This is a genomic window from Citreimonas sp. (assembly GCF_042096055.1).
Taxonomy (GTDB): domain Bacteria; phylum Pseudomonadota; class Alphaproteobacteria; order Rhodobacterales; family Rhodobacteraceae; genus Citreimonas.
Genome location: NZ_JBELMH010000009.1, coordinates 40575 through 66914, shown reverse-complemented (window position 1 = coordinate 66914; position 26340 = coordinate 40575). Strand labels below are relative to the sequence as shown.

Below are 26340 nucleotides of genomic sequence, written 5' to 3'. Positions count from 1 at the left end.
TCAACCACAAGGGCGTGGCGAAGATGAAGATCGGCATCGCCAAGGGCAAGAAGACTGTCGACAAGCGCGAGACCGCCGCCAAGCGCGACTGGAACCGCCAGAAGCAGAGGTTGCTGAAGGAGCGGGGGTAGGAGCAGAATGGTGTGCTCGGTGATATGCAGGCAAAGGAAGACTAAATTAGCGCGGCGGGTACATTAGCTATTGTCGTAGGTTATTCTGCCCTCTGCAAAATAAAGCGATGCTGACCTAAATCGTCGATAAACAGCCAGCGCAACTTTTGCCGTGTTTGGCACGTTGCCCTCGTTCAAAACATAAACAGTGTCAAACAGGTTCATTCCAAGGGCAAGAAAGAGTTCGCTTGCTTCGGTCTTTATGCGTTTGGCGACGGGCTCTGAAATTCGGGTCGTAGGATTTGATATGTCCAAAAGCTTAGACTCAGACATAAAGGTATAGAGCGCAATATACTTATCGTGGATTTCTTGGCCGTTTTCCAGAAAGTTCCTGATGCGCCCTTCAAGGGTGTCAAAAACCTCACCTTTCCCTTGAAGGACCACTTTTCCCGGCGAAGCGTATTGCACCTGCTTTAGGTCGTACCTCTCGTCGCGAGGGAGAACATTCAAAAGATCTCGAAAAAGGTTAACGTAGCTCCCCCCCCCAGTAAGCGTGTTTCCGCGAAACGCATTAGATATCTTTTCGCGTTGTTTTTCGGGAGTGTTCGGGGTCTCCAACTTGTTCAAAGACTCTTCGAACGCGTACAAGTCTCTATAGCGACTTGAAAAAATTCCAAAGTCTTCCATTTCCCAATTGCCGTCGATTCGCAAGGTTTCGAGCGCCGAGTATCGGCGGTCAAACTCACTATAGCTGTGCGTATGGCTTGAGGCGAAAAACTGCGGTTCCGGCAGCATGTCTTCGCTAATTGCCCCGGTGAATTCTTCAACCTTGACGCTTTTGGCCGGAAGTTTGCTGGCTGGTAGTTTGAAAAATCGTCGGGCAGGGGCCGTCACGAAAAGGTAGCGAAGGTCGCACTCCTGACGGAAGTAGCGCTTGAGGTATTTTGGCAATACCGTGACCAGCAAGTACTCTTCGACGAATCCCGCATCGGAAGGCAGCGCGCTTGCTATGCAATAGGACCTGCCCGACTTGTACAGCAGCACAATTGGTTCAATGAACTCGAATAAAACGGTTTCAAGCTTGACTGTCTTTGTTTTGGTCAATTCAGCTTGCATCATCTAAAACCTGCTCTAGTTCCTCGGCAGTTCCGAAGACAGTGATTATGCTCCCGTGCGGATCATAGTCGGCGTACATCCACAAATGAACGTGGCCTCTATTGTTGTCGATGCTGCGGCCGGCACCTTCTGGGACTGATAGGAGTGCGATCTTCATCTTTTTAAAGAAGGCGGTTTTTTTAGCTGAGAGGAGACCCGGGACAGCGTCAGGCCACTGAAGGGATAGACTTCTGGCATCACATTCCGAAGCGCTACCGGAATTCTTTCCAAGTGCTCGATGCGAAGCGAAGTTCCGATTGTCTCCTTCTGGGAAGGGCAGGAACCTGCAGATGTTTACGAGCGCAACATCCTCTGACTGGCCTGGCGGGCATTGATCCGGTAAGTCTTCTTTGTACGTCATTGTCAATATCTTATTTTACTACCTCACATGCACGCAGGTTTAGCCCCAAAACCAAAGTATGGCTAGTAACTTGACAGAGCTAAACAAACTGGAAACTGACTTGGTGCGTGACTGAGGGGAACTGCCGTTTAAATGCACCGATTTCCGGTGCCGCTCTGTTGCAAGGTATTCCAGGGGATGCGGGCGCATCTAACGACGTCTTTAACGAACACGGGGGCTAGGCACAAAGTGCCGGATGGTCCTACAAGCGTCGCATCGCCCCCCACCCTTGCCCTCCACCCGCCAAGCCTCTAAGCAATCTCTGATCCCAGGGAGGGCCTCATGTCCGTCGACGATCCCCGCACGCTCGTCTCGACCGCGTGGCTGGCGCGGCACCTGCGCGACCCCGATCTGCGCGTGCTCGATGCCAGCTGGTACCTGCCCGACGCAGGGCGGAACGCGCAGGCCGAGTACGAGGCGGCGCACATCCCCGGCGCGCGGTTCGTCGACATCGACGACGTGAGCGACGCGCGCTCGGACCTGCCGCACATGGCGCCTCCAATCGAGAAGTTCATGAGCCGGATGCGCCGGATCGGCGTCGGCGACGGCCACCAGGTGGTGGTCTACGATGGCGCGGGGCTGTTCTCGGCCGCGCGGCTGTGGTGGCTGTTCAAGCTGATGGGCCATGACGACGTCGCCGTGCTGGACGGGGGCCTGCCGAAATGGCAGGCCGAGGGGCGCGAGGTCGAGGACATGGAGCCGATCATCCGCGACCGGCACATGACCGTGCGGCGGCAGGCGCACCTGGTGCGCGACGTGACGCAGGTCTCGGCCGCCTCGAAGCTGCGCGACGCCGAGATCGTGGACGCGCGCGCGCCCGAGCGGTTCCGCGGCGAGGCGCCCGAGCCGCGGGCAGGGCTTCGCGCGGGGCACATCCCAGGATCGAAGAACGTGCCGTTCAAGGCGCTGCTGAAGGACGACGGCACGATGAAGGACGAGGCCGGCCTGCGCGCGGCGTTCGAGGACGCCGGCGTCGACCTGGGCAAGCCCGTGATCACCACCTGCGGGTCCGGCGTGACCGCCGCGATCCTGTCCCTCGCGCTCGAGCGCCTGGGAAAGACCGACCATTCCCTCTACGACGGAAGCTGGAGCGAGTGGGGGCAGTTCCCCACCCTTCCCGTCGCCACAGGAGACACCTGATGTTCGAATCCCTGACGGAACAACCGCCCGACAAGATCCTGATGCTGATGCAGGCCTACAAGGAGGACCCGCGCGAGCAGAAGATCGACCTGGGCGTGGGCGTGTACAAGGACCCCGAGGGGCGCACGCCGATCATGCGCGCCGTGAAGGCTGCCGAAAAGCAGCTGTGGGAGGTCGAGCAGACCAAGGCGTATACTGGCCTCGCGGGTGATCCGGCCTTCGGCGAGGCGCTGTCGCGGCTGGTGCTGGGCGGTGCGGTGCCGCAGGCGAACGTGGCTGCGGCGGCGACGCCGGGCGGGACGGGCGCGTGCCGGCAGGGCTTCGACATGATCCGGATGGCGAACCCGGACGCCAAGATCTACGTGAGCGATCCGACCTGGCCGAACCACCTGTCGATCCTCAAGCACATGGGCATCCCCGTGGTGCCCTACCGCTACTTCGACGACGAGACGCGCGGCGTCGATTTCGACGGCATGATGGCGGACATAGCGCAGGCCGGCGCGGGCGACGTGGTGCTGCTGCACGGCTGCTGCCACAACCCGACGGGCGCGAACCTGAACCTGACGCAGTGGCAGGCGGTCGTGGACCTGCTGCTGAAGTCGGGCGCCACGCCGATGATCGACATCGCGTACCAGGGCTTCGGCGACGGGCTGGAGGCGGACGCGGAAGGCGTGCGGCTGGTGGCCTCGTCGGTGCCCGAGTGCCTGATCGCGGCGAGCTGCTCGAAGAACTTCGGCATCTACCGCGAGCGCACCGGCCTGCTGATGGCGGTGGCGAACGATCCTGCGCGGCAGAAGCTGCACCAGCAGACGCTGAACTACCTCAACCGGCAGAACTTCTCGTTCCCGCCGGACCACGGCGCGCGGCTGGTGACGATGGTGCTGAGCGACGACGCGCTGCGCGCCGACTGGCAGGAAGAGCTCGAGGCGATGCGCACCGGCATGCTCAAGCTGCGCGAGCAGCTGGCGCAGGAGCTGCAGCGGCTGTCGGGCTCGGACCGGTTCGGCTTCATCGCGCAGCATCGCGGCATGTTCTCGCGCCTCGGCGCCACGCCCGAGCAGGTCGAGACGATGCGCGACCAGCACGGCATCTACATGGTGGGCGACTCGCGGCTGAACATCGCGGGGCTGAACGCCAAGTCGGTGCCGGTGCTGGCGAAGGCGATCGTCGACGCCGGCGTCTGATCAGGGCTGTCGCGACGGAACGAAGGCCGGGCCGGCGCGCCCGGCCTTTTTCGTTGTGCCGCCCTGCGGTCCGTCCCGGCGGAAGTGGCGTGATCCAGCGGGCTCGCCTGCGCGAGGCACGATGCCTCGGCCCCCTCCCTGTCCCTCCCCCGTGGCCGGGGGAGGGGACGCCGCCGCGGAAGGGGATGCGGTCAGGCGCCGTGGGCCTCGACGCTGTCGGCGGGGGCCTGTTCGCGGTCCGTCAGGGTGTAGTCGCGCAGCACGTGCGCGACGCGCAGCCGGTATTCGGCGAAGAGCCCGTCGCGCCCCTTGGCCTGCGCGCCGCGATGCGCGGCGAGCGTGCGCCAGCGGGTCACGGCGTCCTCGTCCTCGAAGAAGCTGACCGACAGAAGCTTGTCGGGGTTGGTCAGGCTCTGGAAACGTTCGACGCCCAGGAAGCCCTCGACCTCGTGCACCATCGGGCGCATCTCGGCCGCGATGTCCAGGTATTCCTGCTTGCGGCCCTCCTTGGGCACCAGTTCGAAGATGATGGCGATCATGGGTTCCCCTCCGGTTGCGGCGCGCACTGTCGTCAAAGCTCCGGCGCAAGGCAAGCCTCAGTCGGGGTTCGCGCGCGTGGCGGGCACGCGGAAGTGCTGCGCGCCGGGGCGTCTTCTCTCTTCAAATATCCCGGGGGAGTCGCCGCCAGGCGACGGGGGCAGAGCCCCCGTCTTTGTACGCTCGCCTTGCGGCGGAGACGGCCGCGCCCCCAGGTCCAGACCCGGCGTCAGGCGGTGGCGCAGCAGCGCCACGGGATGCGCCCGCAGGCTGAGCTGCATGGCGACGTAATCCTCGACCACCTGTTCGCCGGCGGTCATCTCGGGCAGGTGGGCGGCGGGCTCGGCGATCGCCTCGCCGTCCATGTCGCGGGCGAAGAGCGGCAGCTCGGGGCCCTTGGCGAGGGCCTTGGCCTGCCACAGCGCGTCGCGGCGGCTCAGCCCCAGCCCGGCGAAGGCGTCGGCTTCGGCCAGCCGCGCGATCACCGAGGGCGCGATACCCGCCCGGCGCCAGACGTCGCGCAGGGCGGCATAGCCGTTGCCGCGGGCGGCGGTGATCCAGGCGGCGTCCTCCTCGGACAGGCCCCGGATCTGGCGGAAGCCCAGCCGCAGGGCCATCCCGCCGACGCCGTCGGGCTCCATCGCGTTGTCCCAGAAGCTGGCGTTGATGTCGATCGGGCGCACCTCGACCCCGTGTTCGCGGGCGTCGCGCACGATCTGCGCGGGGGCGTAGAAGCCCATCGGCTGGGAATTGAGCAGCGCGCAGGCGAAGATGCCGGGGTGGTGCCGCTTGATCCAGGCGCTGGCATAGACCAGCAGCGCGAAGCTGGCCGCGTGGCTTTCGGGAAAGCCGTAGGAGCCGAAGCCCTCGATCTGGGAAAAGCACCGCTCGGCGAAGTCCGCGTCATAGCCGTTGCGCGCCATGCCGCGCAGGAACCGGCTGCGGAATTCGCTCACGTTGCCGTGCTTCTTGAAGGTGGCGAGGCTGCGGCGCAGGCGATCGGCCTCGGTCGGGGTGAAGCCCGCGCCGATGATGGCGATCTGCATCGCCTGTTCCTGGAACAGCGGCACGCCCAGCGTCTTGCCCAGCACCTGCCCCAGCGCGTCCGAGGGGAACTGCACCGTCTCCTCGCCGTTGCGGCGGCGCAGGTAGGGGTGGACCATGTCGCCCTGGATCGGGCCGGGGCGGATGATCGCCACCTCGATCACCAGGTCGTAGAAGCAGCGCGGCTTCATCCGCGGCAGGAAATTCATCTGCGCGCGGGATTCGACCTGGAACACGCCGATGGAATCGGCCCGGCACAGCATGTCGTAGACGGCCGGGTCCTCGGGCGGCAGGGTCGCCAGCGTGTGGCGCGCCCCGTGATGCGCCGCGATCAGGTCGAAGGCCTTGCGGATGCAGGTCAGCATGCCGAGCGACAGCACGTCGACCTTGAGGATCCCCAGCGCGTCGATGTCGTCCTTGTCCCAGCAGATGACGGTGCGGCCCTCCATGCTGGCGTTCTCGACCGGCACCAGCTCGTCCAGCCGCCCCTCGGTGACGACGAAGCCGCCGACGTGCTGCGACAGGTGGCGGGGAAAGCCCACGATCTCCTCGATCAGGTCGAGCGTAAGCCGCAGGCGCCGGTCGTCGGGGTCGAGCCCGATCTCGCGCAGGCGCGCGGGCTCGATCCCGCTGGTCGAGAAGAACCCCCAGAGCTGCGAGGCCATGGCGCCGATCGTGTCCTTCGACAGGCCCATGGCGGCGCCGACCTCGCGGATGGCGCGCTTGCCGCGGTAGTGGATCACCGTGGCGCAGAGACCCGCGCGGTGGCGGCCGTAGGTCTCGTAGATGTGCTGGATCACCTCCTCGCGGCGCTCGTGCTCGAAGTCGACGTCGATGTCGGGCGGCTCGTCGCGGGCCTCGGAGACGAAGCGTTCGAAGACCATGGTGCCGATCTCGGGGCTGACCGAGGTGACGCCCAGGGCGTAGCACACGACCGAGTTGGCGGCCGAGCCGCGTCCCTGGCACAGGATGCCGCGCGACCGGGCGAAGGCGACGATGTCGCGCACGGTCAGGAAGTAGGGCTCGTACTTCAGCTTGCCGATCAGGTCGAGCTCGTGCGCGAGCAGCTTTCGCACATGCGCGGGCGCGCCTTCCGGGTAGCGCCAGGCGAGGCCCGCATGCGCGAGGCGCGCCAGGCGCTGATGCGCGGTCTCGCCGTCGGCGATCTCGGACGGGTATTCGTAGCGCAGGGTGCCGAGGTCGAAGGCGCAGCGGCGGGCGAGGGCGCCGGCGCGGTCGACGGCGTCGGCGTGGCGGCCCATCAGGCGGCGCATCTCGGCCTCGGAGCGCAGGCGCTGTTCGCCGTTGGCCAGCGCCGCCCGGCCGAGGTTGTCGACGCGCAGGCCCAGCCGGATCGCGGTCAGCACGTCGGCCAGCCTGCGCCGCCGCCCGTGGTGCAGGATCGGCCGCGCGGTCGCCAGCGTCGGCAGGCCCAGGCTGAGCGCCAGCCGCGCATGGGTGTCGAAGCGGCCGCGATCCTCGCCGTCGTAGCGGGGACTGAGCGCGAGGTGCAGGTGCCCGGCGAGGCGCTGGCTCAGCGCGCGGGCATGGCCCATCCACGCGGCGCCGGGCTTGTCGCGGGGCGGGTGCAGGATGAATTCCAGCCCGGCGGTGTCCTCGGGCAGGTCGGCCAGCGCGATGTCGCAGGTGCCCTTGTCGGCGCGCAGCCGCCCGGTGGTGATCAGCCGGCAGAGCCGCGCCCAGCCGGTGCGCGTGGCCGCCAGCGCGGTCATCTCGACCCCCTCGGCGAAGACGAGATGCGCGGCCGGGATCAGGCGCGGCACGTTGCGGATGGCGGCACCCCGGGGCGTGTGCCCGGGCGGGGCGGGCGGGCCGATGGGGCCGTCTTTCGCCTCGGCCGCGTCGCGCTCGGCCACCTGACGGGCGATCTCTTTCGCGTGGGCATGGGCGCGGACGATCCCGGCGACCGAGTTGAGGTCGGCGATGGCGATCGCCTCGAGGCCCATCAGCGCGGCGCGCTCCATGTACTCCTCGGGGTGCGAGGCCCCGGTGAGGAAGGTGAAGTTCGAGGTGATGCACAGTTCGGCCGCCATGCGGGGGATCATAGTTCACGTTATGTTCTTGTTCGAGTCCCCCGTCGCGCGCAGGCTTCGCGCCGTCGCGTCAGGTGCCGGTCACGCTTGAACGCCCGCCCCCCGCGTGCGAGATTGCGCCCCTGTCGGCAAGGAGAGCGGCGATGGGCAAGACGGCGATCCGGCCCGCCATTCAGGCGGCCCCGCAGCAGGATCACGAAGCGCGCAACCCGGGGCTCGCGCTCGACATGGACTGGGTGATGCGCGCGCGGGCCAACCGCTCGGCGGTGGAGCGCCGCTGCGCGGCGCTTCCGGGCCGGCGCAGCGTCAAGAAGGACTACCAGGCCGCGTGGCTGGCCCGCGCGGTGTCATGCATCGACCTGACGACGCTGTCCGGCGACGACACGGCCGGCCGCGTGCGCCGGCTCTGCGCCAAGGCGCGCCAGCCGGTGCGGGCCGACATCCTCGACGCACTGGGCCTGCCCGACCTGACCGTGGGCGCCGTCTGCGTCTACCACGACATGATCGAGACCGCGGTGGACGCGCTTGGTGACAGCGGCATCCCCGTCGCCGCCGTCAGCACCGGCTTCCCGGCCGGCCTGTCGCCCATGCGCCTGCGCGTGGCCGAGATCGAGGAAAGCGTGAAGGCCGGCGCCGCCGAGATCGACATCGTCATTTCGCGCCGCAAGGTGCTGACCGGCGACTGGCGGGGTCTTTACGACGAGATGCGCGCCTTCCGCGAGGCCTGCGGCGACGCGCACGTCAAGGCGATCCTGGCGACCGGAGAGCTGGGCACACTGCAGAACGTGGCGCGCGCCAGCTTGGTCTGCATGATGGCGGGCGCGGATTTCATCAAGACCTCGACCGGCAAGGAAAGCGTCAACGCCACGCTGCCCGTCAGCCTGGTCATGCTGCGCGCGATCCGCGAATTCCACACCCAGACCGGCTACCGCGTCGGCTACAAGCCCGCGGGCGGGATCTCGAAGGCGAAGGATTCGCTGACCTACCTCGCGCTGATGAAGGACGAACTGGGCGACCGCTGGCTGCGCCCCGACCTGTTCCGCTTCGGCGCGTCCTCGCTGCTGGGCGATATCGAGCGGCAACTCGAACACCATGTGACCGGCGCTTACTCGGCGTCGTGGCGACACGCACTCGCTTAGGATCGCTTCCATGTCTCCCGCATCAAGCCTGCTCGCGGTTTCGGCCTTCCTGATGGTGGGCGGCAGCCACTGGCGCCGCACGCGCATCCGCAAGGCGCGGCGCGACCTGCCGACCCGGATGCAGCGGCTTCTGGGTCCCGATCCCACCTTCGAGCCGCCCGCGGATCCGCCCGAGGGGCTGCGCGACTACGCCCGGCTGTATCGCCGGACCGCCCTGATCGAGACTGTCCTCTGGGGGCTCGCGCTCGCCTGGATGGTGTTCCTCGCCTACCTCTACTTCACGAAAGGGTCGCCATGACCGTCCGCGAGATCTTCGAGTCCATGGAGTACGGCCCCGCTCCCGAAGCCGCGTCCGACGCGCTGGCCTGGATCGCCGAGAAGGGCTGCCGCTTCGGGCACTTCATCGACGGCGCCTTCACCGCGCCGGGCGAGACGTTCCAGACGCGCAACCCGGCCACCGGCGACGCGCTGGCCGAGGTCACGCAGGCCAGCCAGGCCGACGTGGACGCCGCCGTCGCGGCCGCGCGCAAGGCGCTGCCGGGCTGGGAAGGCCTGGGCGGGCCGGGACGGGCGCGGTTCCTCTATGCGCTGGCGCGGCTGGTGCAGAAGCACGCGCGCCTGCTGGCCGTGCTCGAGACGATGGACAACGGCAAGCCGATCCGCGAAAGCCGCGACATCGACGTGCCGCTGGTCGCGCGGCACTTCTACCACCACGCCGGCCACGCCCAGCTGATGGAGGGCGAGATGCCCGGCGCCCGCGCGCTGGGAGTCTGCGGGCAGATCGTGCCGTGGAACTTCCCGCTGCTGATGCTGGCGTGGAAGATCGCGCCGGCGCTGGCGATGGGCAACACGGTGGTGCTGAAACCGGCCGAGTGGACGCCGCTGACGGCGCTGTGCTTCGCCGACCTGTGCCTGCAGGCCGGGCTGCCGAAGGGCGTGGTCAACATCGTCACCGGCGACGGCGCCGTGGGCGAGAGGATCGTCGTCGCGGAGGTCGACAAGATCGCCTTCACCGGGTCCACCGCCGTGGGCCGCCGCATCCGCGAGGCGACGGCGGGGCGGGGGATCTCGCTGACGCTCGAGCTGGGGGGCAAGTCGCCCTACATCGTGTTCGAGGACGCCGATCTCGATTCGGCGGTCGAGGGGCTGGTGGATGCCATCTGGTTCAACGGCGGACAGGTCTGCTGCGCCGGCTCGCGCCTGCTGGTGCAGGAGGGCATCGCGCCCGAGTTCCACGCCCGCCTGCGCGACCGCATGGACAAGCTGCGCGTCGGCGATCCGCTGGACAAGGCGATCGACGTGGGCGCCATCGTCGATCCGAAGCAGCGCGACCGCATCGCTGAACTGGTCGACGCGCACGGGTCCGAGGGCGAGGTGCACCGCGCCGCCTGCGATATCCCGCGCGGCTGCTATTACCCGCCGACGCTGATCGCGGGCCTGTCGCCCGCCTCGCCGCTGATGCAGGAGGAGATCTTCGGCCCGGTGCTGGTGTCGAGCACGTTCCGCACGCCCGCCGAGGCGGTCGAGATCGCCAACAACACGCGCTACGGCCTCGCGGCGAGCGTGTGGTCCGAGAACATCAACACCGCGCTCGACGTGGCGCCGAAGCTGGCGGCGGGCGTGGTATGGGTCAACGGCACCAACATGTTCGACGCGGCGGCCCCCTTCGGCGGCGTGCGCGAATCGGGCTTCGGCCGCGAGGGGGGCCCCGAGGGGCTGTGGGCCTATGCGCGCATCGGCGCGCCGGGCAAGGCGCTGAAGCCGGTCGCCGCCTTCAAGGGCGACACGGCCGAGCCGCAGCCGGTGGACCGCACCGCGAAGCTGTACGTGGGCGGCAAGCAGGCGCGCCCGGACGGCGGCTATGCGCGCAACGTCTTCGACGCCAAGGGCGGGCTGATCGGGCAGGCGCCGATCGCCAACCGCAAGGACGTGCGCAACGCGGTCGAGGCCGCGCGCGGGGCGTCGGCCTGGGCGGGCGCGACGGCGCACAACCGCGCGCAGGTGCTGTACTACGTGGCCGAGAACCTCGCCGCGCGCGCCGACGAGTTCGCCGCGCGGATCGACCGCATGACCGGCGGCAAGGCCGGCGCGGCCGAGGTCGAGGCATCGGTGGCGCGCCTGTTCACCTACGGCGCGTGGTGCGACAAGGTCGACGGCCGCGCGGCGCAGGCGCCGGTGCGCGGCATCGCGCTGGCGCTGCGCGAGCCCTGCGGCGTGATCGGCGCGCTCTGCCCGGACGAGGCGCCGCTGCTGGGGCTGGTCTCGGTCGTGGGGCCGGCGATCGCGATGGGCAACCGCGTGGTCGCGGTGGCGTCGCAGCCCTTCCCGCTGGCGGCGCTGGACTTCTACCAGGTGCTCGACACGTCGGACGTGCCGGGCGGCGTGGTCAACATCCTAGCCGGCGATCACGCGGAACTGGCCAAGACGCTGGCGGCCCATGCGGACGTGGATGCGGTCTGGTCGTTCTCGTCCTCGGACGTCTCGGGCGCGGTCGAGCGCGCGGCGGCGGGCAACCTGAAACGGACCTGGGTGAACGACGGCCGGGCCCGCGACTGGACCGGCACGGCGGGCGAGGGGCGCGCCTTCCTCGACGCCGCGACCGAGGTCAAGACGGTCTGGGTGCCGTACGGCGCGTGAGCCTCTTAGCGGGGCCGCGGGGCCGCCATGCGCGGCCCGCCGCGCGCCCCGCGCCGGTTTGCCGCACGCACGTTGAGATTTCGCGACCCCGATGCTATCTTGGTGCCACGCCCGCGCCGGGGCGATTGCCGGCGCGTGAACCTTGGAGGACGATGTCCTGTCTTCGACAGCACACGCGGCCAGTGCCGCACCCCACGGGCAGCCCATGACCGGCGACGCCCCGATGCACCCCCCGAGCGACGCGCTTCTCGACGCGATCCTCGAAACCCTCTCCGACAGCAAGGCCGAAGACGTCGTGCAGATCGACCTGCGCGGCAAGTCCTCCGTCTGCGACTGGATGGTGGTCTGTTCCGGCCGGTCGACCCGGCAGGTCTCGGCGATGGCCGAGATCCTCGAGGACACGCTGAAGCAGGAGCACGGCGTGCTTGCCAAGACCGAAGGCAAGGACAGCGGCGACTGGGTGCTGATCGACGCGGGCGACGTGGTGGTCCACGTCTTCCGTCCCGAAGTGCGCGAGTTCTACCAGCTCGAGAAGATGTGGCAGCCCGCGGGCGCCAAATCCTGATCGGCTGAATGCGCGTTCACATCTGCGTCGTGGGACGCCTGCGGGCGGGGCCCGAGCGCGCGCTGATCGACGACTACCTCGGCCGCTTCGACAAGACGGGGCGTGCGCTGGGCCTGGGTCCCGCGCGCCTGGTCGAGGTCGAGGACAAGCGCGGCGGCGGCATGGCCGCCGAGGCGGCGCTGCTGCGCCGGGCGGTGCCTGACGGCGCCTACCTGTGCATCCTGGACGAACGCGGGCGCGTCATGGACAGCCCCGCCTTCGCCGACGAGATCGCCGCCCGGCGCGACCAGGGGCGCGGCGACATGGCCTTCGTTATCGGCGGCGCGGACGGGATCGACCCCGCGCTGCGCGCCGAGGCGGACATGGCGCTGTCGTTCGGCGCGATGGTCTGGCCGCACATGCTGGCGCGGGTGATGCTGGCCGAGCAGCTCTACCGCGCGGCATCCATCCTAGCCGGCAGCCCGTACCACCGCGTCTAGGTGTAGGCGATCCACAGCAGGATCACGCCGAGAATCAGCCGGTACACTACGTAGGGCGTGAAGCTGACCGAGCGCAGCAGCCGCATCATCAGCGTCAGCGCCAGCAGCGCCGACACGAACGCGAGCGCGGCGCCGATCGCGCCGTCGCGCGCGGCCTGCAGGTCGGCGTCGGCCGCGACCTCGAGCCCCAGCAGCGTGCCCGAGGCGATGATCGTCGGGATCGACATCAGCATCGACAGGCGCGCAGCGTCATGGCGCGCGTAGCCCAGGCGGCGCGCCGCCGTGATCGTGATGCCCGACCGCGATGTGCCGGGGATCAGCGCCACCGCCTGCCACAGGCCCATGATCCAGGCGTCGCGCAGGCTCCAGCCCTCGGCGCGCTTTTCCTCGGCGCCAGTATGGTCGGCCCAGTAGAGTACGATGCCGAATATGATCATCGTCCAGCCGATCACCGCGACCGAGCGCATGGCGTCGTCGAGCCCGGTCAGGTTCAGCACGAAGCCCACGACGATGACCGGCACCGTCGCGATGGCCAGGCACAGAGCCAGGAACGCGCCGCGCGTGTCGACCTTGCCGCGCAGCAGGCGGCCGGTGCCGAACAGCGCCTCGCGCACGTCGGACCAAAAGTAGACGATCACCGCGCCCAGCGTGCCCACGTGCACCGCGACGTCGATGACCTGCCCCTGATCGGCCATGCCGCTGAGATTCGGCAGCAGGATCAGGTGTCCGGACGAAGAAATCGGAAGGAACTCTGTAATTCCCTGGATCAGTGCTATGATTGTCAGATGAAGGAAGGTCATTGCCGTGCGGTCCCAACCGGTGTTCCGCGCCTGTATAAATGACTGAATTGCCTGTGTAAGGGAATTATTGGGTCCGGTTCGTTACCTGCTTTTGAGCAAATTCCGGCGCGGCGTTCTGGCCGAGCGTAAAATAATGCTATATAGGTCAGTATAGGTGACTTTTATTCGCCGCGCGCACGCTGTAGACAGCGCGGACCCTTTCGGAGAACGGAGACGAGCCGATGGCAAAGCAGCCGATGCTGAAATTCGTGAACGTCGGGCGCGAGATGCCCGAGAAGCGCGATGCCGACAGCCGCCGGGAGGATTTCGACGAGATCTACGCCGAGTTCGCGCGCGAGAAGGCGGCCGAGCAATCCGGCCGCTGCAGCCAGTGCGGCGTGCCCTATTGCCAGAGCCACTGCCCGCTGCACAACAACATCCCCGATTGGCTCAAGCTGACGGCGTCCGGCCGTCTTCAGGAAGCCTACGAGCTCAGCCAGGCGACGAACACCTTCCCCGAGATCTGCGGCCGCATCTGCCCCCAGGACCGCCTGTGCGAGGGCAATTGCGTGATCGAGCAGTCGGGCCACGGCACCGTGACCATCGGCGCGGTCGAGAAGTATATCACCGACACCGCATGGGACGAGGGCTGGGTCGAGCCGATCAAGCCGGCGGCCGAGCGTCCCGAGTCGGTGGGCATCATCGGCGCGGGCCCCGGCGGGCTGGCGGCGGCGGATTTCCTGCGCCGTGCCGGCGTGCAGGTCACCGTCTACGACCGCTACGACCGCGCGGGCGGCCTGATGATCTACGGCATTCCGGGCTTCAAGCTGGAGAAGCACGTGGTCACGCGCCGCAACGACCAGCTGGAAGCGGGCGGCGTGAAGTTCGTGCTGAACTGCGAGGTCGGCCGCGACATCACCTTCCAGGAGATCCGCGACCAGCATGACGCGGTGATCATCGCCACCGGCGTCTACAAGTCGCGCGACCTGCCCGGGCCGGGCGCCGGCGCCAAGGGCATCGTGCGCGCCATCGACTTCCTGACCGCGTCGAACCGCGCGGTGAACTTCGGCGACGACGTGCCGGAATTCACCAGCGGCGAGCTGAACGCGAAGGGCAAGCGCGTCGTCGTGATCGGCGGCGGCGACACCGCGATGGATTGCGTGCGAACCTCGATCCGCCAAGGCGCGACCAGCGTGAAGTGCCTCTACCGCCGCGACCGGGCGAACATGCCCGGCAGCCAGCGCGAGGTGGCCAACGCCGAGGAAGAGGGCGTCGAGTTCCAGTGGCTGACCTCGCCCAAGGGCTTCAAGGGCGATCCGGTCAGCGGCGTCATCGTGCAGCAGATCCGCCTGGGCCAGCCCGACGCGACCGGCCGCCAGGCGCCGGAGATCATCGAGGGCAGCGACTACGAGGAACCCGCCGACCTGGTCATCAAGGCGCTGGGCTTCGAGCCCGAAGAGCTGCCGACCCTGTGGAACCAGCCCGAGCTGGAAGTCACCCGCTGGGGCACCGTGAAGGCCGAGTTCACTACCGGCCGCACCGCGCTGCCGGGCGTCTACGCGGTGGGCGACATCGTGCGCGGCGCAAGCCTCGTGGTCTGGGCGATCCGCGACGGGCGGGACACCGCCGGGGCGATTCTCGAGGACCTGACGGCCAGCGCGGCCGTCGCCGCCGAATGAGCGCGGCCGCGATCGAGGGGCGGTGCCTTTGCGGTGCCGTGCACGTCGCGGTGGGTGATCCGCCCGGCTGGGTCGGGATCTGCCATTGCGACATGTGCAAGCGGTGGTCGGGCGCGGTCTTCGCCTGTTTCGGCGCCTCGGACGTGACGGTGACAGGGCCGGTGGTCGAATACCGATCCTCGCCTAAATCGTTCCGGGCGTTCTGCGGCCAGTGCGGCAGCCACCTCTACATGGCCGACGAGGGGCGCGCCGAGCGCGACCTGATGCCGGGGCTGTTCGCCGAGACGAAGGACTGGCCCGTCCGGTCCGAGATATACACCGACCGCGCCCTGTGCTGGGCCCGGGTGCCGGGCGATCACGCCCGGGCAACCGAAGCGGAATACCAGAAGAAACATCCATCCCCACTGGGAGAGACGTCATGACCAAGTACGACGCCGATTGGGTCGCCGCCGAGGAGGCCAAGCGCCGCTGGCTGGCCGAGAACGGGCTTTATTCGGAAACCGACGAGCATTCCTCGTGCGGGGTCGGCCTTGTGGTCAGCGTCGAGGGCAAGGCCAGTCGCAAGGTGGTCGAGGCCGGGATCGACGCGCTCAAGGCGGTCTGGCACCGGGGCGCGGTCGACGCCGACGGCAAGACCGGCGACGGCGCGGGCATCCACGTGCAGATCCCCGTCAGCTTCTTCTACGACCAGATCGACCGCACCGGGCATTCCCCGCGCAAGGACGAGCTGATCGCCGTGGGCCAGGTCTTCCTGCCGCGCACCGATTTCAACGCGCAGGAGGCGTGCCGCACCATCGTCGAGACCGAGGTGCTGCGCATGGGCCATTACATCTATGGCTGGCGCCACGTTCCCGTGAACGTCGAGTGCCTGGGCGAGAAGGCCAACGCCACCCGCCCCGAGATCGAGCAGATCCTGATCTCGAACGCCAAGCGCATCCCCGAGGAAGATTTCGAGCGCGAGCTCTACGTCATCCGCCGGCGGATCGAGAAGGCCGCCGCCGCGGCCGGGATTAACGGGCTGTATATCGCGTCGCTGTCGTGCCGGTCGATCATCTACAAGGGCATGATGTTGGCCGAGCAGGTCGCCGACTTCTATCCCGACCTGATGGACGAACGGTTCGAGAGCGCCTTCGCGATCTACCACCAGCGTTACAGCACCAACACCTTCCCGCAATGGTGGCTGGCCCAGCCCTTCCGCATGCTCGCCCATAACGGCGAGATCAACACGCTGAAGGGCAACACGAACTGGATGAAGAGCCACGAGATCCGCATGGCCTCGGGGGCCTTCGGCGACATGGCCGAGGACATCAAGCCGATCATCGCGCATGGCGCGTCGGACTCGGCCGCGCTGGACGCGGTGTTCGAGGTGCTGGTCCGCGCCGGGCGCAGTGCTCCGATGGCCAAGACCATGCTGATCCCGGAGTCGTGGTCCAAGCAGGCGCTGGAACTGCCCGACGCCTGGCGCGACATGTATTCCTACTGCAACTCGGTGATGGAGCCATGGGACGGCCCCGCCGCGCTGGCGATGACCGACGGCCGCTGGGTCTGCGGCGGGCTCGACCGCAACGGCCTGCGCCCGATGCGCTACGTGCTGACCGGCGACAACCTGCTGATCGCGGGCTCCGAGGTGGGCATGGTCCCGACCGACGAGGCCACCGTGAAGGAGAAGGGCGCGCTGGGCCCGGGCCAGATGATCGCCGTCGACATGGACGAGGGCAAGCTCTACCACGACGTCGAGATCAAGGACCGGCTCGCCGCGGCCCAGCCCTTCGGCGAGTGGGTCGGCAAGATCAACGAGCTCGACGAACCGCTGGCCGCCGTCACCGAGAAGCCGCTGTTCGAAGGCGCCGAGCTGCGCCGCCGCCAGATCGCGGCCGGCTACACGATCGAGGAGCTGGAAAGCATCCTCGCGCCGATGGCCGAGGACGGCAAGGAAGCGATCGCCTCGATGGGCGACGACACGCCGTCCGCGGTGCTGTCGAAGAAGTACCGCCCGCTGTCGCACTACTTCCGCCAGAACTTCAGCCAGGTCACCAACCCGCCGATCGACAGCCTGCGCGAATTCCGCGTGATGTCGCTCAAGACGCGGTTCGGCAACCTCAAGAACGTGCTGGACGAGGACAGCAGCCAGACCGAGATCCTGGTGCTGGACAGCCCCTTCGTCGGCAACGCCCAGTTCGCCGAGCTGCGCACGCATTTCAACGCCCCCGAGGTCGAGATCGACTGCACCTTCCCGACGGGCGGCAAGCGCGACAGCCTGCGCAACGCGCTGGCCCGCATACGGTCCGAGGCCGAGGACGCCGTGCGCTCGGGCGCCGGGCACATCGTGCTGACCGACGAGCATTCGGGCGAGGGCGCCATCGCGATGCCGATGATCCTGGCCACCAGCGCGGTGCACAGCCACCTGACGCGCAAGGGCCTGCGGACCTTCACCTCGATCAACGTGCGCAGCGCGGAATGCATCGACCCGCATTACTTCGCCGTCCTGATCGGCGCGGGTGCGACGGTGGTGAACGCCTACCTGGCCGAGGACAGCCTGGCCGACCGCATCAAGCGCGGCCTGCTGGACGTGACCCTGACCGAGGCGGTCGGCCGCTACCGCGCCGCCATCGACCAGGGCCTGCTCAAGATCATGTCGAAGATGGGCATCTCGGTCATCTCGTCCTATCGCGGCGGGCTGAACTTCGAGGCGGTGGGCCTGTCCCGTGCCATGTGCGCGGAATACTTCCCCGGCCTGATCAGCCGCATCAGCGGCATCGGCCTCAACGGCCTGCAGCGCAAGGCGGAAGAGGTCCACACCCTCGGCTTCGCCGGCGGCCGCGACGTGCTGCCCATCGGCGGCTTCTACAAGGCGCGCAAGTCGGGCGAGACGCATGCCTGGGGCGCGCAGTCGATGCACCTCATGCAGGCGGCCTGCAACAAGGCCTCCTACGAGATGTGGAAGACCTATTCCAAGGCGATGCAGGCCAACCCGCCGATCCACCTGCGCGACCTGCTGGCGATCAAGCCGCTGGGCACCGCGATCCCGCTGGAAGAGGTCGAGAGCATCACCGCGATCCGCAAGCGGTTCGTCACGCCGGGCATGAGCCTGGGCGCGCTGAGCCCCGAGGCGCACAAGACGCTTAACGTCGCGATGAACCGCATCGGCGCGAAGTCCGACAGCGGCGAGGGCGGCGAGGACCCGGCGCACTTCGTGCCCGAGCCCAACGGCGACAACCCGTCGGCGAAGATCAAGCAGGTCGCCTCCGGGCGCTTCGGCGTCACGGCCGAGTACCTGAACCACTGCGAGGAACTGGAAATCAAGGTCGCGCAGGGCGCCAAGCCCGGCGAGGGCGGCCAGCTTCCGGGCATGAAGGTCACCGACCTGATCGCGCGGCTGCGGCATTCGACCAAGGGCGTGACGCTGATCTCGCCCCCGCCGCACCACGACATCTACTCGATCGAGGACCTCGCGCAGCTGATCTACGACCTCAAGCAGATCAACCCGCGCTGCAAGGTGACGGTCAAGCTGGTGGCGTCGTCGGGCGTCGGCACGATCGCCGCCGGCGTGGCCAAGGCCAAGGCCGACGTGATCCTGATCTCGGGGCATAACGGCGGTACCGGGGCATCCCCGGCGACCAGCATCAAGTATGCCGGCCTGCCGTGGGAAATGGGCCTGACCGAGGCGCACCAGGTGCTGTCGATGAACAACCTGCGCGGCCGCGTCACGCTGCGCACGGATGGCGGCCTGCGCACCGGCCGCGACATCGTCATGGCCGCGATGATGGGCGCCGAGGAATACGGCATCGGCACCGCCGCGCTGATCGCGATGGGCTGCATCATGGTCCGCCAGTGCCAGTCGAACACCTGCCCGGTGGGCGTCTGCACCCAGGACCCGGCCCTGCGCGAAAAATTCACCGGCAACGCCGACAAGGTCGTGAACCTCATCACCTTCTATGCGCAGGAAGTGCGCGAGGTGCTGGCCTCGATCGGCGCGCGGTCGCTCGACGAGGTGATCGGCCGGGCCGACCTGCTCAGCCAGGTCAGCCGCGGGTCCGAGCATCTGGACGACCTCGACCTCAACCCGCTGCTGATCCGCGTGGATGGGTCCGAGGACATCGTCTACGACCGCAACAAGCCGCGCAACGAGGTGCCGGATACGCTCGATGCCGAGATCGTGCGCGACGCCGCGCGGTTCCTGGAGGACGGCGAGAAGATGCAGCTGTCCTACGCGGTGATGAACACGCACCGTACCGTGGGCACGCGCGTGTCTTCGCACATCGTGCGCAAGTTCGGCATGCGCAACGCGCTGCAGCACGACCACCTGCACGTCAAGCTGACGGGCAGCGCCGGCCAGTCGCTGGGCGCCTTCGCGGCCCCGGGGCTGAAGCTCGAGGTGTCGGGCGATGCCAACGACTATGTCGGCAAGGGCCTGTCCGGTGGCCTGATCGTCGTGCGTCCGCCGCAGGTCAGCCCGCTGACCGCGTCCGAGAACACGATCATCGGCAACACGGTGCTCTACGGTGCGACGGGCGGCGCGCTGTTCGCCGCCGGCCGCGCGGGCGAACGCTTCGCGGTGCGCAACTCGGGCGCGCAGGTCGTGGTCGAGGGCTGCGGCTCCAACGGGTGCGAGTACATGACCGGCGGGGTCGCGGTGATCCTCGGCAGCATCGGCGCCAACTTCGGCGCCGGCATGACCGGGGGCATGGCGTATCTCTACGACCCCGAGGGCCTGGCCGAGGTGCTGATGAACAAGGAAGGCCTCGTGACCTGCCCGGTGAAGACCCCGGAATGGGAAGCCGAGCTGCGCGGCCTGATCGAGCGCCACGCCGCCGAGACCGGCAGCCGCAAGGCGCGCGACATCCTGCAGCACTGGGACCTCGAACTTCCGAAGTTCCTGCAGGTCTGCCCGACCGAGATGCTCGACAAGATCAAGCATCCGCTGGGCATCGAGGACAAGCTGGCGATGCCGGCGGAGTGATCCGGTCGAATTGACGCGAAAGGCCCGGGGGACACACCCCGGGCCTTTTTCGTTGCGTGGCGGCCGATTTCCCGTTTCGGCGCGGACGGTCGCTGTCCTACGCTCTCTGCAATCGGACGCCGCGCCGGGACCGCTTTCGAAGACCCGCGCGTAGCGAGTGAACAGGAGGGCCGGAATGTTCCCGGTTTGTAAGGACGACTGGGCGTGTTTTCGGCACGGCCACCAGGAACGCTGGCCGTAAATGGAAGGCGCTTCGTGGCAGAAAACGAAGGCCTGGATGCAGGCCCGCGCGCCGATTCCGCCGGAAGAGTATGCCGCCGGTGGGGGGCTTTGGACGTGGTTCTTTTGGGTCTGGCTCGGCGTCGCCGTCGCGATCTGCTATGCCGCAGCATTCTTGAATGCCGACGGGGCGCTTGTCTCGGCGGAGGCTGTCGAGCGCGTGCTGCCGCAAGCGGCGAAACGGATCGAATTGCTCGCCGCGCACGATCTCAGATCCTTGCACGCCTACACGGCGACCTTGGCCTCGGGACTCGTGATCGTTCCGCTGACCGTCGCGGTGTTCGCTGTCGGCTATTGGAAAACCGTGGTCTCACCGGGGCGCTGCCAGCCGGTCGGCGCGAGCGTCCTTATCCACATTTCCGCATGTCTTGCGTTTTCCTGGGGCTTCATGTGGGCCGTCTTTTTCGAGGAATGGCCGCTAGATACGCACGGAAAGGGTTTCTCCGTTTTATGGCCCGTTTTCCCGTTTTGGGCCGGTCCCACGCTGGCACTTGTCGGCAAGATTCTTTTGGTGGCGTTCGTAGGTCTGTTTAAGCTCATCCTTGGCCCGCGCGGACACAACCGCTGATCTGGACTTTGGCCCGGGGCGCGGGCAAGACGGCGGCGATGGCGAAGCAACGGAAAAAGAGCAAGGCAAAGCGCCGTTTCGCGCCGCTGCGGTGGCTGCGGCGCTGGCTGGTGCGGCTGGGTCTGGGTCTCGTGGCGCTAATGCTGGTCCTGATCGTGCTCTTCCGCGTGATCAACCCGCCCACGACCTTCACCATGCTCTCCGAATCCCGCCGCCTGGGCGGGATCGAGCGTGAATGGGTCCCGGTCGACCGCATCGCGCCGGTCATGCTGCGTAGCGCGGTGGCGGCCGAGGATGCGGGGTTCTGCACCCACTGGGGCTTCGACATGAACGCGATCCGCGACGCGATCGCCGACGGTGCCTCGCGGGGCGGCTCGACCATCAGCCAGCAGGTGGTGAAGAACGTCTTCCTCTGGCAGGGGCGGTCCTGGGTCCGCAAGGCGTTCGAGGCGGCGCTGACCCCGGTGGTCGAGGCGGTCTGGCCCAAGTGGCGCATCCTCGAGGTCTATCTCAACGTGGCCGAGTTCGACGAGGGCGTGTTCGGCATCGAGGCCGCGGCGCGGCACTATTTCGGCGTGGCCGCGGCCGATCTCAGCCCCGCCGAGGCGGCGCGCCTGGCGGCGATCCTGCCCAGCCCCAAGACCCGCAGCGCCGCCGACCCCACCGCCGCCACCCGCAGCCGCGCGGCGCAGATCGCCGACGGCGCGGTGGTCATCGCCCGCGACGGCCGCGCCGCCTGCTTCGAGGCGGAGTAGCGCCGATCCCCGCCCCGGGCCGAGTGCTGTCGGCTTGAACTGCGCCTGCCTTCGGGACTAAGACGGGCGCGATTTCCCCCAATCCGCGGACCTGCCATGGCCAAGCTCTACCACGTGCCGTTGTCGCCCTTCTGCCGCAAGGTCCGGCTGTCGCTGGCCGAGAAGAAGATCCAGTGCGAGCTGGTCGAGGAACGGTACTGGGAGAAGGACGCCGACTTCCTGCGCCGCAACCCCGCGGCGAAGGTGCCGGTGCTCAAGATCGACGGCAAGGTCATGGCCGAGAGCGCGGCGATCTGCGAGTGGATCGAGGAGAAGTACCCCGAACCGCCGCTGATGCCGCGCGCCGCCGACGCCCGCTACGAGGTGCGCCGCCTGGTGGGCTGGTTCGACGACAAGTTCCACAACGAGGTGACGTCGAAGCTGCTCTACGAGCGGGTCAACAAGAAGGTGATGAAGCAGGGCTTCCCGGATTCGACCAACGTCAAGTCGGGCGCCAAGGCGATCAAGTACCACCTCGACTACATGGCGTGGCTGCTGGACCACCGCCGCTGGCTGGCGGGCGACGTGATGACGCTGGCGGATTTCGCCGCGGCCGCGCACCTGTCTGCGCTGGACTACATCTCGGACGTGGACTGGAACCGCAGCGCGGCGGTCAAGGACTGGTACGCCAAGATCAAGTCGCGCCCGGCCTTCCGGTCGATCTTGGCCGACCAGGTGCCGGGCTTCCCGCCGCCGCGGCACTACGCGGATCTCGATTTCTGAGGATGACGGGACGGCGCGCGCCTGCGGCGACGCCCCGCCCGCCATCCCTTTGGCGCATCGCCCAGAGGAGACAGGTATCGCCGACCCGGAGGATCTGAAGCGCCGCGTCGTGGCGCGCGCGCTAAACGAGGGGTTTTCCGTCGCCCGGATCTGCGCGCCGGACGCGGTGCCGCAGGTGATGGACCGGCTGCGGGCGTATCTCGACCGCGGGTATCACGGGCAGATGGGCTGGATGGAAGATCGCGTGCATTGGCGCGGCGATCCGGCCGCCTTGTGGCCCGAGGCGCGCTCGGTCGTCATGCTGTCCGAGAATTACGGGCCGGATCACGACCCCTTGGCGGTGCTGGAACAGCGGGATCGCGCGGCGATCAGCGTCTACGCGCAGAACCGCGATTACCACGACGTGGCCAAGAAGCGGCTGAAACGGCTGGGTCGCTGGCTGATCGACGAGGCGGGCGGCGAGATCAAGGTCTTCGTCGACACCGCACCGGTCCCCGAGAAGGCGCTGGCGCAGGCGGCGGGGCTGGGCTGGCAGGGCAAGCACACGAACGTCGTCAGCCGCGAGTTGGGGTCGTGGTTCTTCCTGGGCTGCCTGTTCACGACGCTGGACCTGCCGAAGGACGCGCCCCAGGTCGATCACTGCGGATCGTGTCGGCGGTGCCTGGACATCTGCCCGACCGAAGCGTTTCCCGCGCCCTACCAGCTGGATGCGCGGCGCTGCATTTCCTACCTGACGATCGAGCACAAGGGTCCGGTGGACGAGGCGCTGCGCCCCGCGCTGGGCAACCGGATCTATGGCTGCGACGACTGCCTCGCGGTCTGCCCGTGGAACAAGTTCGCCGAGCGCGCCGCCGAAGCGAAGTACCACGCGCGCGTTGACCTTCTGGCGCCGCCGCTCGAGGAACTGGCGGCGCTGGACGATGCGGCGTTTCGCGCGCGGTTCTCGGGTTCGCCGATCAAGCGGATCGGGCGCGACCGCTTCGTGCGCAACGTCTGCTACGCTATCGGCAATTCGGGGACGTCACGGTTGATGCCGGCGGTTCAGGCGCTGTGCGAGGATCCCGATCCCGCGGTCGCCGACGCCGCGCGCTGGGCGGTGGCGCGGCTGCGCGGCACCTGAGCGCCTGACGCATGCCGGAACGAAGAAGGCGCCAGCCGGAGACCGGCCGACGCCCTTTGGTAGTCGTGCCTTGGGAGAGAAAGCCCAAGGCTCCTCAATTATCCGCTGAGTGGCGGATTGCAAGCCCCATCAGCCGCGCGTGTCGATCACGAGCGCGATTTCCGAGGCCGACGACCCGTAGGCGGCGATCACGTCGCCGGGCGTATAGCCGGCCTCTTCCACGGCGGCGCGCAGGGTGGGGCTGGCTTCGACGCCGGCGCGGATGCGGCCGATCTTGCCCGAGGCATCGGAGAGGGCGGGGTCGAGCCCCTCGACGTCGCCGGACAGGCTGTCGAGCATCACGGTCTCGACGTCGGTCATCGAGGACACGGACTGCCAGGCGATCTCGGGCAGGCCGCCGTCGGTGAGATCGGCGATCAGCGTCGCCATGTCGTCCGGCGCGCCCTCGGTCTCGGTCTCGTTCAGCGTGGTGGTGACGCCAAATTGCGCGGCGTTGCCGGACGAGCCGAAGGTGGCGACGCCGTCGTCCTGTGCCAGCGCGGGCAGCGCGAAAAGCGCGAACGCGCCGCCGAGAACGGCGCCGGTGCGGGAAGCGGTCGGGGCGATGGGCATGAAGCGTGACATTGTCTTCGTCCTCCTTGTCGGATTGTCGTCGTCGTTGTCGTCTTTCACGGGTACCGAACGCATGACGTGGGGGAAAGGTTCACCGCTCACACACGCGCGACGGGCGTTGCACGATCGCGTGTGCGGCCCACATAATGGGCAGGACAATGCAGGAGAACGGCAATGGCCAGATATGAGCGGCGCGCCGAAGTGATCGACACGCTGACGCCCGAACAGTACCGGGTGACGCAGCAGAACGGCACCGAGCGGCCCGGAACGGGTGAATACCTCAGCAACAAGGAACCGGGCATCTACGTCGACGTGGTTTCCGGAGAGCCGCTGTTCGCGTCGGCCGACAAGTACGAATCCGGCTGCGGCTGGCCGAGCTTCGTCAAGCCGCTGGAGCCCGCGCACGTGACCGAGCTGCGCGACAGCAGCCTGGGCATGATCCGCACCGAGGTGCGCAGCGCGCATGGCGACAGCCACCTGGGCCACGTCTTTCCCGACGGGCCGCCGGATCGCGGCGGGCTGCGCTACTGCATCAACTCGGCGTCCCTGCGCTTCGTGCATCGCGACGACATGGAGGCCGAGGGCTATGGCGACTACCTGGATCAAGTGGAGGAACGGGCATGAGCATGGAACGCGCAGTGCTGGCAGGCGGATGCTTCTGGGGCATGCAGGACCTGATCCGCAAGCTCGACGGCGTCGAGAAGACCCGCGTCGGCTATACCGGCGGCGACGTGAAGAACGCGACCTATCGCGACCACGGCACGCACGCCGAGGGGATCGAGATCTGGTTCGATCCGGCGCGCATCAGCTACCGGCGGATCCTCGAGTTCTTCTTCCAGATCCACGATCCGACCACGCTGAACCGGCAGGGCAACGACCGCGGCATGAGCTATCGCAGCGCGATCTACTACGTCGACGATGCCCAGCGGCATGAAGCGCTGGACACGATCGCGGATGTCGAGGCGTCCGGCATCTGGCCGGGCAAGGTGGTGACCGAGGTCGAGCCGGTCGGCGATTTCTGGGAGGCCGAGCCCGAGCACCAGGATTACCTGGAGCGGTTCCCGGGCGGCTATACCTGCCACTTCCCGCGCCCCGACTGGGTGCTGCCGCGTCGCGACGCGGCGGAATAGGACCGGTTCCGGCGGGCGGCTCTCGCCGCTGCGCGGCATCGCCCGCCCGCCGACCCTTTCAGGCGTTCAGTCCCCGACCGGACGTTCGCGGATCGTTGCCCGCATCAGAAGCAGAAGCGTGATCGCCGGCAGCGCCGCAATTGTCAGGAACATGGCGCCTCCGCCTGCGGCCTGCGACAGGAAGCCCGCGGCGGCCGGGCCGAGCGCGCTGCCGGCCGCCACCGCGAGCAACGCGGCGGTGAAGCCACGCGACGGCGCGTCGGGGTAGAGCCGTTCGGTCCAGAACGACAGCGCGGCACTGGTCATCATCACATGCGCGCCCTGAAGGCCCGCCGACAGCAGGACGGCGCTCCACATGGCCGGGGCGAGGGCCACCAGACCCGCCGAAAGCGCCGCGGTCGCCTGCAGCGTGTAGAGCAGCCGCGGCAGGCCGAGCCGGTCATGCAGCCAGCCGGTGAGCGCCCCGCTCAGGCCGAAAATGCCGTAGGCGAGGAAGACGACGCCCGGTGCGGCCGCAGGCGCGAGGCCGGGCAGACCGCCCGCCTGCTGTACGCGGTCGGCCGCGAACGAGATCCAGATCGCCGAGACGGTGCCGTATGAGGCCGCTACGCCGTAGATCGGCCAGGCGGCGCGATGGACGAGTTCCGCCAAGCAGCGGTCCGGACGCGGGCCGGGTCGCGCGGCCTCGCCGCCGAGGTCGAGCGCGTTGACTAGTGTCGCCAGCGCGCCGGCCAGCGCGAAGCCGGTCCAGCCGAGGCGCCACGACAGCCCGAGCATGTGCAGCGCCAGCGCCGTCAGACCGGCCGCGGCGACGCCGACGCTGGTGCCGGTGCTGACCAGCGACAGCGCGCGCGGGCGATCCTGATCGGCGATCACGCGGTGCGCGGCGTCGTTGAACGGTGCCCACGAGAACCCCGCGCTGGCCATCGCCAGCAGCACGCCCGCCGCCAGCACCGCCGCGTTCGGCGCCAGCGCGACCAGCGCGAAGCCCGCCGTCGCGGCACCGAGCCCCAGCGTCACCGGCCAGCGCGGCCCGCGGCGCGCCAGGAGGGCGTAGGCCACCAGCAGGCCGACGAGGAATCCGGAAAAGCCCAGGGTCGAGATCAGGCCCGCCATGCCGGTCGACAGCGAGAAATCGGACCGGAATTCGCCCAGGAACAGGCCGAAGCCCATGCGGGCCGGACCGTAGGTCATCGCGGTGGCCAGGAACCCCGCCGTCGAGATCGCCCAGAAGCCGGTCATGGCACCTCCG

23 protein-coding genes are annotated in these 26340 nt (G+C 68.2%); 17 read left to right on the top strand and 6 right to left on the bottom strand.

Going from position 1 to position 26340, the window contains the following annotated elements; translation table 11 throughout:
* Positions 1-131, top strand: a 131-nt coding sequence (locus ACFDTC_RS04175; protein WP_375257616.1) for an SsrA-binding protein, incomplete at its 5' end; no start/stop codon positions are given.
* 63 nt (positions 132-194) lie between these two features.
* On the opposite strand, the gene ACFDTC_RS04170 is transcribed toward ACFDTC_RS04175, so the two are convergent.
* Positions 195-1229, bottom strand: coding sequence for a hypothetical protein (locus tag ACFDTC_RS04170; RefSeq protein WP_375257613.1), 1035 nt, complete (start codon positions 1227-1229; stop codon positions 195-197).
* A gap of 718 nt (positions 1230-1947) precedes the next feature.
* On the opposite strand from ACFDTC_RS04170, the gene sseA reads away from it, so the two are divergent.
* Positions 1948-2805, top strand: a complete 858-nt coding sequence (sseA, locus tag ACFDTC_RS04165; protein ID WP_375257612.1) for a 3-mercaptopyruvate sulfurtransferase — start codon at positions 1948-1950, stop codon at positions 2803-2805.
* Entirely contained in the window at positions 2805-3989 is a 1185-nt protein-coding gene (locus ACFDTC_RS04160; RefSeq protein WP_375257611.1) for an aromatic amino acid transaminase, read from the top strand. Before sseA ends, ACFDTC_RS04160 begins: the two co-directional genes overlap by 1 nt.
* Positions 3990-4180: 191 nt before the next feature.
* Here ACFDTC_RS04160 and ACFDTC_RS04155 read toward each other — a convergent pair whose 3' ends face one another.
* Entirely contained in the window at positions 4181-4528 is a 348-nt protein-coding gene (locus ACFDTC_RS04155; protein WP_375257610.1) for an antibiotic biosynthesis monooxygenase family protein, read from the bottom strand.
* A 57-nt stretch (positions 4529-4585) separates the two neighbouring features.
* A complete protein-coding gene (locus tag ACFDTC_RS04150; RefSeq protein WP_375257609.1) occupies positions 4586-7624 on the bottom strand; it encodes an error-prone DNA polymerase in 3039 nt (1012 codons plus the stop codon).
* A 143-nt stretch (positions 7625-7767) separates the two neighbouring features.
* On the opposite strand from ACFDTC_RS04150, the gene deoC reads away from it, so the two are divergent.
* The 5 genes from deoC (at position 7768) to rlmH (ending at position 12444) form a co-directional block, all read left to right on the top strand.
* Positions 7768-8763, top strand: a complete 996-nt coding sequence (gene deoC, locus ACFDTC_RS04145; protein WP_375257608.1) for a deoxyribose-phosphate aldolase — start codon at positions 7768-7770, stop codon at positions 8761-8763.
* Positions 8764-8773: 10 nt separating this feature from the next.
* Positions 8774-9061 carry a hypothetical protein gene (locus ACFDTC_RS04140; RefSeq protein ID WP_375257607.1) on the top strand — a complete coding sequence of 96 codons (288 nt, stop codon included), beginning with the start codon at positions 8774-8776 and terminating at the stop codon, positions 9059-9061.
* Positions 9058-11400: an aldehyde dehydrogenase family protein gene (locus tag ACFDTC_RS04135; protein ID WP_375257606.1), complete on the top strand. Its 2343-nt coding sequence runs from the start codon at positions 9058-9060 to the stop codon at positions 11398-11400. The genes ACFDTC_RS04140 and ACFDTC_RS04135 overlap by 4 nt, the downstream gene beginning before the upstream one ends.
* A 205-nt stretch (positions 11401-11605) precedes the next feature.
* Positions 11606-11965 (top strand): ribosome silencing factor, encoded by a 360-nt coding sequence (rsfS, locus tag ACFDTC_RS04130; protein ID WP_375257605.1) that lies wholly within the window; start codon positions 11606-11608, stop codon positions 11963-11965.
* A gap of 8 nt (positions 11966-11973) precedes the next feature.
* On the top strand, positions 11974-12444 hold the full coding sequence (gene rlmH / locus ACFDTC_RS04125; RefSeq protein ID WP_375257604.1) for a 23S rRNA (pseudouridine(1915)-N(3))-methyltransferase RlmH: 471 nt from the start codon (positions 11974-11976) through the stop codon (positions 12442-12444).
* On the opposite strand, the gene ACFDTC_RS04120 is transcribed toward rlmH, so the two are convergent.
* On the bottom strand, positions 12441-13244 hold the full coding sequence (locus ACFDTC_RS04120) for an undecaprenyl-diphosphate phosphatase (protein WP_375257603.1): 804 nt from the start codon (positions 13242-13244) through the stop codon (positions 12441-12443). The two genes, rlmH and ACFDTC_RS04120, sit on opposite strands and share 4 nt — an antisense overlap.
* 221 nt (positions 13245-13465) lie before the next feature.
* Between ACFDTC_RS04120 and ACFDTC_RS04115 the strand changes: the two genes are divergently transcribed.
* The 7 genes from ACFDTC_RS04115 (at position 13466) to queG (ending at position 23346) form a co-directional block, all read left to right on the top strand.
* A complete protein-coding gene (locus ACFDTC_RS04115) occupies positions 13466-14902 on the top strand; it encodes an NAD(P)-dependent oxidoreductase (RefSeq protein ID WP_375257602.1) in 1437 nt (478 codons plus the stop codon).
* Complete coding sequence (locus ACFDTC_RS04110; protein ID WP_375257601.1) at positions 14899-15324, top strand: GFA family protein; 426 nt, start codon at positions 14899-14901, stop codon at positions 15322-15324. Before ACFDTC_RS04115 ends, ACFDTC_RS04110 begins: the two co-directional genes overlap by 4 nt.
* Entirely contained in the window at positions 15321-19862 is a 4542-nt protein-coding gene (gltB, locus tag ACFDTC_RS04105) for a glutamate synthase large subunit (protein ID WP_375257600.1), read from the top strand. Before ACFDTC_RS04110 ends, gltB begins: the two co-directional genes overlap by 4 nt.
* 277 nt (positions 19863-20139) lie before the next feature.
* Positions 20140-20709, top strand: a complete 570-nt coding sequence (locus tag ACFDTC_RS04100; protein ID WP_375257599.1) for a hypothetical protein — start codon at positions 20140-20142, stop codon at positions 20707-20709.
* 38 nt (positions 20710-20747) lie between these two features.
* A complete protein-coding gene (gene mtgA / locus ACFDTC_RS04095; RefSeq protein ID WP_375257598.1) occupies positions 20748-21464 on the top strand; it encodes a monofunctional biosynthetic peptidoglycan transglycosylase in 717 nt (238 codons plus the stop codon).
* 96 nt (positions 21465-21560) lie between these two features.
* Positions 21561-22226 carry a glutathione S-transferase family protein gene (locus ACFDTC_RS04090; protein WP_375257597.1) on the top strand — a complete coding sequence of 222 codons (666 nt, stop codon included), beginning with the start codon at positions 21561-21563 and terminating at the stop codon, positions 22224-22226.
* A 109-nt stretch (positions 22227-22335) separates the two neighbouring features.
* Complete coding sequence (queG, locus tag ACFDTC_RS04085) at positions 22336-23346, top strand: tRNA epoxyqueuosine(34) reductase QueG (RefSeq protein ID WP_375257596.1); 1011 nt, start codon at positions 22336-22338, stop codon at positions 23344-23346.
* A gap of 129 nt (positions 23347-23475) precedes the next feature.
* On the opposite strand, the gene ACFDTC_RS04080 is transcribed toward queG, so the two are convergent.
* Positions 23476-23970, bottom strand: a complete 495-nt coding sequence (locus ACFDTC_RS04080; RefSeq protein ID WP_375257595.1) for a hypothetical protein — start codon at positions 23968-23970, stop codon at positions 23476-23478.
* A 162-nt stretch (positions 23971-24132) separates the two neighbouring features.
* On the opposite strand from ACFDTC_RS04080, the gene msrB reads away from it, so the two are divergent.
* Complete coding sequence (gene msrB, locus ACFDTC_RS04075; protein ID WP_375257594.1) at positions 24133-24582, top strand: peptide-methionine (R)-S-oxide reductase MsrB; 450 nt, start codon at positions 24133-24135, stop codon at positions 24580-24582.
* Complete coding sequence (gene msrA / locus ACFDTC_RS04070; protein WP_375257593.1) at positions 24579-25088, top strand: peptide-methionine (S)-S-oxide reductase MsrA; 510 nt, start codon at positions 24579-24581, stop codon at positions 25086-25088. The genes msrB and msrA overlap by 4 nt, the downstream gene beginning before the upstream one ends.
* Before the next feature lie 66 nt (positions 25089-25154).
* Here the strand turns inward: msrA and ACFDTC_RS04065 are convergent, their stop codons facing one another.
* Positions 25155-26330 (bottom strand): MFS transporter, encoded by a 1176-nt coding sequence (locus tag ACFDTC_RS04065; RefSeq protein ID WP_375257592.1) that lies wholly within the window; start codon positions 26328-26330, stop codon positions 25155-25157.
* Between the last annotated feature and the right edge of the window lie 10 nt (positions 26331-26340).